Annotated in this window: 7 protein-coding genes; 6 read left to right on the top strand and 1 reads right to left on the bottom strand. The window is 63.8% G+C overall.

The features are described 5' to 3' along the window. Window positions 1-215 precede the first annotated feature (215 nt). Together ACP7D4_RS24840 and ACP7D4_RS24835 are read left to right on the top strand one after the other, a co-directional pair. Window positions 216-2,270 (top strand): putative bifunctional diguanylate cyclase/phosphodiesterase, encoded by a 2,055-nt coding sequence (locus ACP7D4_RS24840; RefSeq protein WP_426211915.1) that lies wholly within the window; start codon window positions 216-218, stop codon window positions 2,268-2,270. Between the two features lie 204 nt (window positions 2,271-2,474). After that, window positions 2,475-3,905 carry an ATPase domain-containing protein gene (locus ACP7D4_RS24835; RefSeq protein WP_426211913.1) on the top strand — a complete coding sequence of 477 codons (1,431 nt, stop codon included), beginning with the start codon at window positions 2,475-2,477 and terminating at the stop codon, window positions 3,903-3,905. 97 nt (window positions 3,906-4,002) lie between these two features. On the opposite strand, the gene ACP7D4_RS24830 is transcribed toward ACP7D4_RS24835, so the two are convergent. After that, a complete protein-coding gene (locus tag ACP7D4_RS24830; RefSeq protein ID WP_426211911.1) occupies window positions 4,003-4,305 on the bottom strand; it encodes a hypothetical protein in 303 nt (100 codons plus the stop codon). 8 nt (window positions 4,306-4,313) lie between these two features. On the opposite strand from ACP7D4_RS24830, the gene ACP7D4_RS24825 reads away from it, so the two are divergent. The 4 genes from ACP7D4_RS24825 (at window position 4,314) to ACP7D4_RS24810 (ending at window position 8,106) form a co-directional block, all read left to right on the top strand. Beyond that, on the top strand, window positions 4,314-5,108 hold the full coding sequence (locus ACP7D4_RS24825; protein ID WP_426211909.1) for a sensor histidine kinase: 795 nt from the start codon (window positions 4,314-4,316) through the stop codon (window positions 5,106-5,108). 120 nt (window positions 5,109-5,228) lie between these two features. Further along, window positions 5,229-6,698 (top strand): glucose-6-phosphate dehydrogenase, encoded by a 1,470-nt coding sequence (zwf, locus tag ACP7D4_RS24820; RefSeq protein WP_426211907.1) that lies wholly within the window; start codon window positions 5,229-5,231, stop codon window positions 6,696-6,698. Between the two features lie 4 nt (window positions 6,699-6,702). Then, window positions 6,703-7,557 (top strand): SIS domain-containing protein, encoded by an 855-nt coding sequence (locus ACP7D4_RS24815; protein WP_426104582.1) that lies wholly within the window; start codon window positions 6,703-6,705, stop codon window positions 7,555-7,557. Window positions 7,558-7,605: 48 nt separating this feature from the next. Further along, the gene (locus ACP7D4_RS24810) at window positions 7,606-8,106 is read left to right on the top strand and encodes a GAF domain-containing protein (RefSeq protein ID WP_426104584.1); all 501 of its coding nucleotides are present in this window, start codon (window positions 7,606-7,608) and stop codon (window positions 8,104-8,106) included. Window positions 8,107-8,159: the final 53 nt, after the last annotated feature.

Genomic DNA, 8,159 nt, shown 5'->3' with positions numbered 1-8,159 from the left:
GCCGGGAAGACCTATCGCCATCGAGAGAATCGTTCGAAGCCCAGGAAGCCCGGCGTAAAACCACACAAGAAGATGACTCAGAAAAACTGTTGAAATGTCTTAACTTGGGTGGATTGGGCGCAAACCCCACGCTTTCGACCTTGCGCGCTACAATGTTTTGCAGCAGCGCACAATCCCGAGGAGTTGCCAATGAGCGCGTCACGTCGCAACCCGTCATGAGCACCAGCCCACGCCTTCCCGATGAGACGCTGGTGCATATCGCCGGGCGCATCGCTCACCTGGGCGGCTGGATTGTGGATTTGCTGAGCGACCGAATGTTCTGGTCCAACGAAGTGTGCGATATCCTCGAGGTCCCGCATGGCGCCTCGCCCACCGTGGCTGAGGCGATCGCCTACCACCCGCCCGAGTGGCGCGCGCGTGCCAGACAATTGTTTGACGGCTGCGCCAACGATGGCATTGGTTTTGACGAAGAGATGCAGGTCATCAGCGCAAGCGGCGTACGAAAATGGGTACGGATAACGGCGGAAGCCGTCTCTGGCGCCGAGGGCGCGGTCACCCGCGTGCAGGGTGGGTTCCAGGACATCACCGAGGCCAAACACGCCGACAGCGACCGCCGCATTCTTGCCACGCGCCTGACCACGACGCTCGAGAGCATCACCGACGCCGTCGTCATGCTCGACCGCGAATGGCGCTTCACGTTCATCAACGGTACCGCTGAACGGCTGTTGCAATGCACGCGCGAGGAAGTGCTGGGCATGAACATCTGGGACCGCTTCCCGGAGGCGGTGGACGGTCCCTACTTCATTCAATACCACCGCGCCATGCGCGAGAACTGCTCGGTCGCCTTTGTCGAACACTACGCTCCGCTCAAGCTGTGGACCGAAATCCGCGCCTATCCGTCCGAGGAAGGCCTGGCCGTCTACATCCTCGATATCAGCGAGCGCAAGGCGAGCGAAGCGAAAATCCACACGCTGGCCTACTTCGACAAGCTCACCGGCCTGCCCAACCGCGAACTGCTGGTCACGCATGTCGAGCAAGCGATCGCCGCCAACCACGCCGCAGGGCGCTACCGGGCCCTGTTGATTATCGACCTGGACAACTTCAAGAGCATCAACGACACGCGCGGGCACGACAAGGGCGACCTGCTGCTGCAGATGGTCGCGCAGCGCGTGTGCGCGGCGGTCGGCACGGCCGATATCGTGGCCCGCTTTGGCGGCGACGAATTCGTGATCCTGCTCGACGACCTGGGCGCCGAGCGCGAGTTGGCGCAGCAGCGCGCCACAGCCGCCGCCGGCGCGCTGCTCGGGTGCTTTAACGGTGGCTTCGAGATCGCCGGCATTGACCAGTACAGTACCGCCAGCATCGGCGTCACCCTGTTCGACGGCGAGGCGGTTAGCCTGGACACCTTGCTGCAGCGCGCTGACCTTGCCATGTACCAGGCCAAGGGCGCCGGGCGCAACGCCTACGCGCTGTATTCGCCCGAGCTGCAGTCGCGCCTGCACGACCGCGTGGCGCTTGAGGCGGACCTGCGCCAAGGCCTCTCGTCGGGCCACTTTCTGCTGCACTACCAGCCGCTGGCCGAAGTGGACGGACGCATGACGGGGGTCGAGGCGCTGGTGCGCTGGAACCACCCCACGCGCGGAATGGTGCCGCCCAACGACTTTATTGCGCCGGCCGAAGAAAGCGGCTTGATCCTGCCGCTGGGCCAGTGGGTGATGCGCACCGCGTGCGAACTGCTGGCGCGCTGGGCCGGCGCGCCCGCCAGCGCCCACCTGACGATGGCGGTCAACGTCAGCGCCCACCAGCTGCACCGGCCCGATTTTGTCGCCCAGGTGCTCGACGTGCTGGCCGCCACCGGCGCGCCGCCCGAGCGCCTCAAGCTGGAGCTGACCGAGAGCCTGTTGGTCAACGACGTTGAAGGCACCATCGCCAAGATGGACCAGCTCAAGCTGGCTGGAGTGCGCTTTTCGCTGGACGATTTCGGTACCGGTTACTCGTCGCTGTCGTATTTGCACCGCCTGCCGCTCAGCCAGCTCAAGATCGACAAGAGTTTTGTGCGCGACGCACTCGGCGGCCAGCAAGGCGCGGCCATTGCCCACACCATCCTGGCGCTGGGCAAGGCGCTCAGGCTGACGGTGCTCGCTGAAGGGGTGGAGACGCCTGAACAGCTGGCCTTCATTGCCTGTGCCGGCTGCAGCGAATACCAGGGGTATTTGTACAGCCGGCCGCTGACCGAGGCGGCGCTGGCGGAATTTATTGCCGCCCGCTGAGCAAGCTGACATCGGCAACGCCCGCAGCATCGACACATCTCGCCAAGTAAGGCTCCTTGTGGGATGCGTGCTTCCATGCTGCCCGCAACCGCACCGCGAATGCCACCAACCGTTGCCAATCTACAACCCTTACGTACGCGAGCGAACAAACAAAACTGCTAAACTTCCAATGCAAATTTAAGCTTGCTACTTCAAAGGAATGATGTGGACACGCTGGTCAAGACGGGTATCACCGGGTTGGATGAAGTACTGCGCGGCGGCCTGCCGCGCCAGAATAACCTGCTGGTTGAAGGCGCGCCCGGCGCCAGCAAGACCACCCTTGGCCTCGGCTTCATCCATGCCGGGGCCGCGCTGTACAACGAGCCGGGCGCGATCGTCTCGTTCGAACTCGATGCCGCCAAGCTGCTGCGCGCGATAGGCGCCAAGCGCCTGCTGATCGACGGCCTGACCCCGCTGCGCCTGTACGCCGAGGTGCACGAGCTGCCGTTTCGCGAAGACCTGCACCTGCTCATCGAAGGCATCAACCGGCTGGGCGTGACCACGCTCATGACGGCCGAGCGCGACGAAACGCTGGGCACCGTGCCGGCCCACGAGCGCTTTGTGTTCGACACCATCATCTCGCTCACGCGCCAGGAACAGAACCGGCGCGTGCAGCGCCGCCTGACGGTACTCAAGTCGCGCGGCCAGGACTTCATCGGCGGCAGCCACACCATGCGCATCGAAGGCGGCAAGGGCATCCACGTGTACCGCCGCGCTCAGTCGCGCCCGCTCAACTCGCCCGACCAGCCCACCTCGAACGAGCGCGTGTCGATCGGTTCAGCGCCGATCGACGAGATGATGGACGGCGGCTTGTACAAGGGATCGGTCACCATGCTGAGCGGCATATCCGGCACCGGCAAGACGGTGCTCAGCGTGCAGTTCCTGGACGCTTGCATCAAGGCCGGCCACAAGACGCTTCTGGTCAGCCTCGACGAGCACCCGCGTCAGCTGATGCGCAACGCCGCCTCGCTCGGCTTCGACCTCGAAGGCATGCTCGCGCGCGGCGAGCTGTTCATCCATTACGAGTCGCCGCTCGAACTGGAACTGGACGTGCACTTCGACCGCGTCATCAAGCTGGTCGAGCAGGAAGGCATCGACTGCGTGGTGTTTGACTCGTGCGCGGTGTACGAGATGACCAGCCCGGCCGAAGTGGCCGACTACCTGTACGCGGTGGCAACTTTTTTTAAGGACCGCCTGGCGACGATCTTCACGAACTATGAAAGCCCGGAGCTGTTGGGCCTGTCGCAGATCAGCCAGGAGCTCAAGGGCTCGCACCTGGTCGACAACATCATCTTGCTCAATTACGTCGAGATTTCGACCGTACTGAGGCGCGCGATCACCATTCCCAGGGTGCGCGGCAGCCGCAACCGGCAGATTACGCGCGAATACGTGATCGGCGAAGGCGGCCTGCTGCTGCTCGACGAGAACGCCGGCCATGCCGACCCGGCCGGCGTGGTGCCGCAGCTGCCGTTTTCGTCCTACTACGGCTTGCTGTCGCGCTCCCCGTCACGCCAGAGTCCCCTGATCGACGAAGCGGTCGCGCATGGCGACAAGATGCCGGAATCGGTCGAGCTGCCGACTGCAGCGTCGTCGTGATCAGCGTCGCGCTGCCCGAGGATAAGGGACACGACTGGGACAGCTGGCGCCAGCCGCTCGACCAATTTGCGCAGGCCACCGGACTGACGGTGTCGGCCTACGACATGGACGGCGCGCGCCGGATTGGCCCGCTGACGGCGTCGCGCAGCGCGCAGCTGCTTGCTACCGGCTCCCTGTGGCACGAGGACGGCGCCGGCACGGCGCTCGAGCGGCGCCTGGTGCGCGCGCCGGCCGGTGCCGTCCTGCACGGCATGCGGGTGTGCGCCATGCCCCTCACGCACTTCGGCCAGGTATACGGTGTGCTGGTGTACGGCTGGAGCTTTGGCGACTTCAGTTCGCCCATCGAGTGCGAACAGATCGGCGCCCAGGCGGGCGTGTCGGGGCAGGCGCTGTGGAACAAGGTGCGCCTTGAGCCGCCGGTCTCAAACGCGCGTGGCGGCCTACACGGCGCTGCTGCAAACGCTGGTGAACACCACCGACCGCCAGCGCGAAACGATCGAGGAACTCAATCGCGTCAGCCGCACCCGCGACCTGTTCCTGGCCACCGTCTCGCACGAAATGCGCACGCCCCTGTCGGCCCTGTCGATGCGGGTCGAAGTGCTGCTCAAGACCGTCAAGGATTTGCCCAAGCCGGTTGAAAGCGCGCTGCTGGCCATGCGCGTGCACGTACGCCAGGAAGCGGGCATGATCGACGACCTGATCGACGCGGCGCGCACCTTGACCGGGCAAATGTCGGTCAACCGCACGCGCGCCTCGCTCGGGGGCATCGTGCGCGACGCGGTATCGACCATCGAAGTGCAGGCGCATGAAAAAGCGATCGCCTTCAGCGTGGCGCCGTCCGACCAAGGCGACAGCATTGTGGTGTACGCCGACACCCACCGCCTGCAGCAAGTGCTGTGGAATTTGCTGCTCAATGCGATCAAGTTCACGCCGCCGGGCGGCGCGATCCAGATCAGGTTGGTGCAAAGCAATGGTCACGTCGAGATCGACGTGACCGACAATGGCCAGGGCATCGCCGCGCGCGACCTGGCGCACGTGTTTGGCGCCTTCACGCTGCAGCGGGAGGGCAACACCACCGGCCTCGGACTGGGCCTGTACATCGCGCGGCGCATCGTCGAACTGCACGACGGTACACTGACCGCGGCCAGCGCCGGCAAGAACCAGGGCACCACCTTCACCCTCCGTCTGCCCCTGTTTTTGTAGGGCGGATGCAAGCCGCCACAGCGCCGCGAGGACAGCTTTCGTAGTAAAATTACTTGCAAACGCTTCATTTATGTAGTAAATTTACATTACTCCAGCACCCAACTATTGCGAGAACTTACCATGGCCCTTACCGATTTCGACCTCGTTCTTTTTGGCGGCAGCGGCGACCTGTCGATGCGCAAACTGCTGCCCGCGATGTTCGCGCGCGACGTCGCCAACGACTTGCCGGCCAGCGCCCGCATCATCTGCGTGGGCCGCCACGACTGGTCGCAGGAAGAATTCCTGTCCACCGTCGAGAGCACATCCAAGCCGCACATCAAGACCGCGCCGAATGCCAACGGCTGGGCCAAGTTCATCCAGCGCATCGTCTATGTGTCGCTGAACGCGACCGACCCGGCCACCTATGGCCCGCTGGTCGAAGCGCTGCGCAAGGACGACGCCGTCACGCGCGTGTATTACCTGGCCACCCCGCCCCACTTGTTCGCGCAAATTTGCGACAACCTCGACAGCGCCGGCCTGGCCACGCCCAATTCGCGCGTGGTGCTTGAAAAGCCGCTGGGGCGCGACCTCGCATCGGCCAAGCAGATCAATCTTGAAGTCGGCAAAGTGTTTGCCGAATCGCAGATCTACCGGATCGACCATTACCTGGGCAAGGAAACCGTGCAGAACTTGCTGGCTCTGCGCTTCGGGAACATTCTGTTCGAGCCGCTGTGGCGCCGCGAATGGATTTCCGACGTGCAGATCACGATCGCCGAAAAAATCGGCGTGGGCAACCGCATGGGTTACTACGACACGTCCGGCGCGCTGCGCGACATGCTGCAAAACCACCTGCTGCAGCTACTGTGCATCGTGGCCATGGAGCCGCCCACGTCCATTTCGCCCGACGCCGTGCGCGACGCCAAGCTGCAGGTACTGCGTTCACTCAAGCGCTTCACCCCGACCACGCTGGCGCAAAACATCGTGCGCGGCCAGTATCGCGCCGGCCATGTGGATGGCAAGGCCGTGCCGAGCTACCGCGAAGAGCCCGATGCGCCGCAAAAGTCGAGCACCGAAACGTTCGTCGCCATCAAGGCAGAAATTGACACCTGGCGCTGGGCGGGCGTGCCGTTCTACCTGCGCACCGGCAAACGCATGGCCGACAGCCTGGCCGAAATCGTGGTGCGCTTCAAGCAGATCCCGCACTCGATTTTCAATCAGCCCACCAGCAGCTTTCAGCCCAACAGCCTGGTAATCCGCCTGCAGCCGGACGAAGGCTTGTCGCTGAACCTGATGGCCAAAACGCCGGGCGACAGCATGCGCTTGAAGCAAGCCGAACTCGAACTCGACTTCCGCGAGCAGTTCAAGACGCCGCGCATGGATGCGTACGAGCGCTTGCTGCTCGACGTGCTGCGCGGGCAGCTGACGCTGTTCATGCGGGGCGACGAACTGGAAGCGGCGTGGGAATGGGTTGAGCCGATCCTGGACCATTGGGAAGAAGACGACAGCGTGCCGATTCCGTATTCGGCCGGTACCTGGGGCCCTGCCGCGGCCAGCGCACTGATCGGCCGCGACGGCCTGCAGTGGCGCGAAGAAGCCTTGCCGGAAGACTGAACCCGTGCTGCTCGACTCGATCCGCACCCAGCTCGACTCGCTCTCCAAGTCGGAGAAAAAAGTCGCGCAGGCGGTGCTTGACCATCCCGGCGCCACGGTCAGCCAGAACATCACCGCGCTGGCCAAAAGCGCGCAAGTGTCCGAGCCGACCGTGGTGCGCTTTTGCCGCACGCTGGGCTACGACGGCTGGCACGAATTCAAGCTGAAACTGGCGCAAGGGCTGGCGCTGGCCATGCCCGGGGTGAACGAGCAGCCGGCGCAGGACGACCTGGCTTCGGACCTGGTCAACAAGATTTGCAGCCGCTCGATCAACACCTTGCTCGACTTGCGCAACAACTTGAATCCGGAAGCGGTGCAGCGCGCGCTCGACATTTTGTCGCGCGCGAACAAGATCGAGTTTTACGGACAGGGCACGTCGGGCATTGTCGCCGCCGACGCCCAGCACAAGTTCTTTCGCTCGGGCGTGCCGACGGTGGCCTATGCCGACCCGAACATCCACAGTATTGCCGCCGCCCTGCTGCACAGCGGCGACGCGGTGGTGGCCATTTCCCAGCGCGGCAACAGCCCGGCGCTGGTCCGCTCGGTCAAGCTGGCGCGGCGTGGCGGGGCCGACGTGATCGTGCTGGCGCCATCGGGCACGCCGCTGGCCGATTTGGCGACGGTCCTCATTCCCATCGACCTGGTTTTTAACACCGACCCGTACACGCCCATTTCGGCGCGCCTGGCCTACCTGGTTGTCATTGACGTGCTGGCGGTCGGCCTGGCCTTGCAACGCGGCCCCGAATTCAGGAAAAAAATGCAGAACGCCCAAAAAGCGCTGCAGGAATTCGACATGCAGTTCGATTCCTTCATCGGCTAGACTAGCGTGCTTGTAAAATAGCGGTCTCGCTACTTTACTGCTCACGCCATGTATATCACTCCCGCCGCTGCACTGAAACCCGATTACGCACTGCTGCGCCGCCAGGTCGAGAGCATTCTCGACGGCGAGCGCGACCTGGTCGCCAACGCCGCGCAATTTTCTGCCTTCATCTACGACACCATCGCCGAACTGAACTGGGCAGGTTTTTACCTGGCCAAGCCCAGCAAAAAGGGCGAAGGCCAGGACTTGCTGGTTGGCCCGTTCCAGGGCAAGCTGGCGTGCGCGCGCATCCCGTTCGGACGCGGCGTGTGCGGTGCGGCCGCGCAGCAGCGCAAGACCCAGCTGGTGCCCGACGTGCACGCTTTTCCCGGGCACATTGCCTGCGATTCGGCATCGAACGCCGAAATTGTCATCCCCCTCATCAAGGATGGCACGCTGCTGGGCGTGTTCGACATCGACAGCCCGCTGCTCAACCGCTTCAGCGAAGAAGACCAGGCCGGCCTTGAGTCGCTGGTGGACGCCTTTATCAACGCGACCGACTTCGGCTGACATGCGCGGGGGCGCGCCGAGAGTACAATGGTTTTCCTGACCTTATTTCCCAT

The sequence above is a fragment of the Massilia sp. TWP1-3-3 genome (genome assembly GCF_049897805.1).
GTDB lineage: Bacteria > Pseudomonadota > Gammaproteobacteria > Burkholderiales > Burkholderiaceae_D > Telluria_A.
Note: the sequence above shows the minus strand (reverse complement) of the source record. Positions and strands in the feature narration are given on the sequence as shown.

Excerpts from the sequence above, each read along its gene's own strand:
- zwf (WP_426211907.1), top strand. The coding sequence starts at position 5,229 with ATGGCCCTTACCGATTTCGACCTCGTTCTTTTTGGCGGCAGCGGCGAC.
- ACP7D4_RS24810 (WP_426104584.1), top strand. The coding sequence starts at position 7,606 with ATGTATATCACTCCCGCCGCTGCACTGAAACCCGATTACGCACTGCTG.
- ACP7D4_RS24840 (WP_426211915.1), top strand. The coding sequence starts at position 216 with ATGAGCACCAGCCCACGCCTTCCCGATGAGACGCTGGTGCATATCGCC.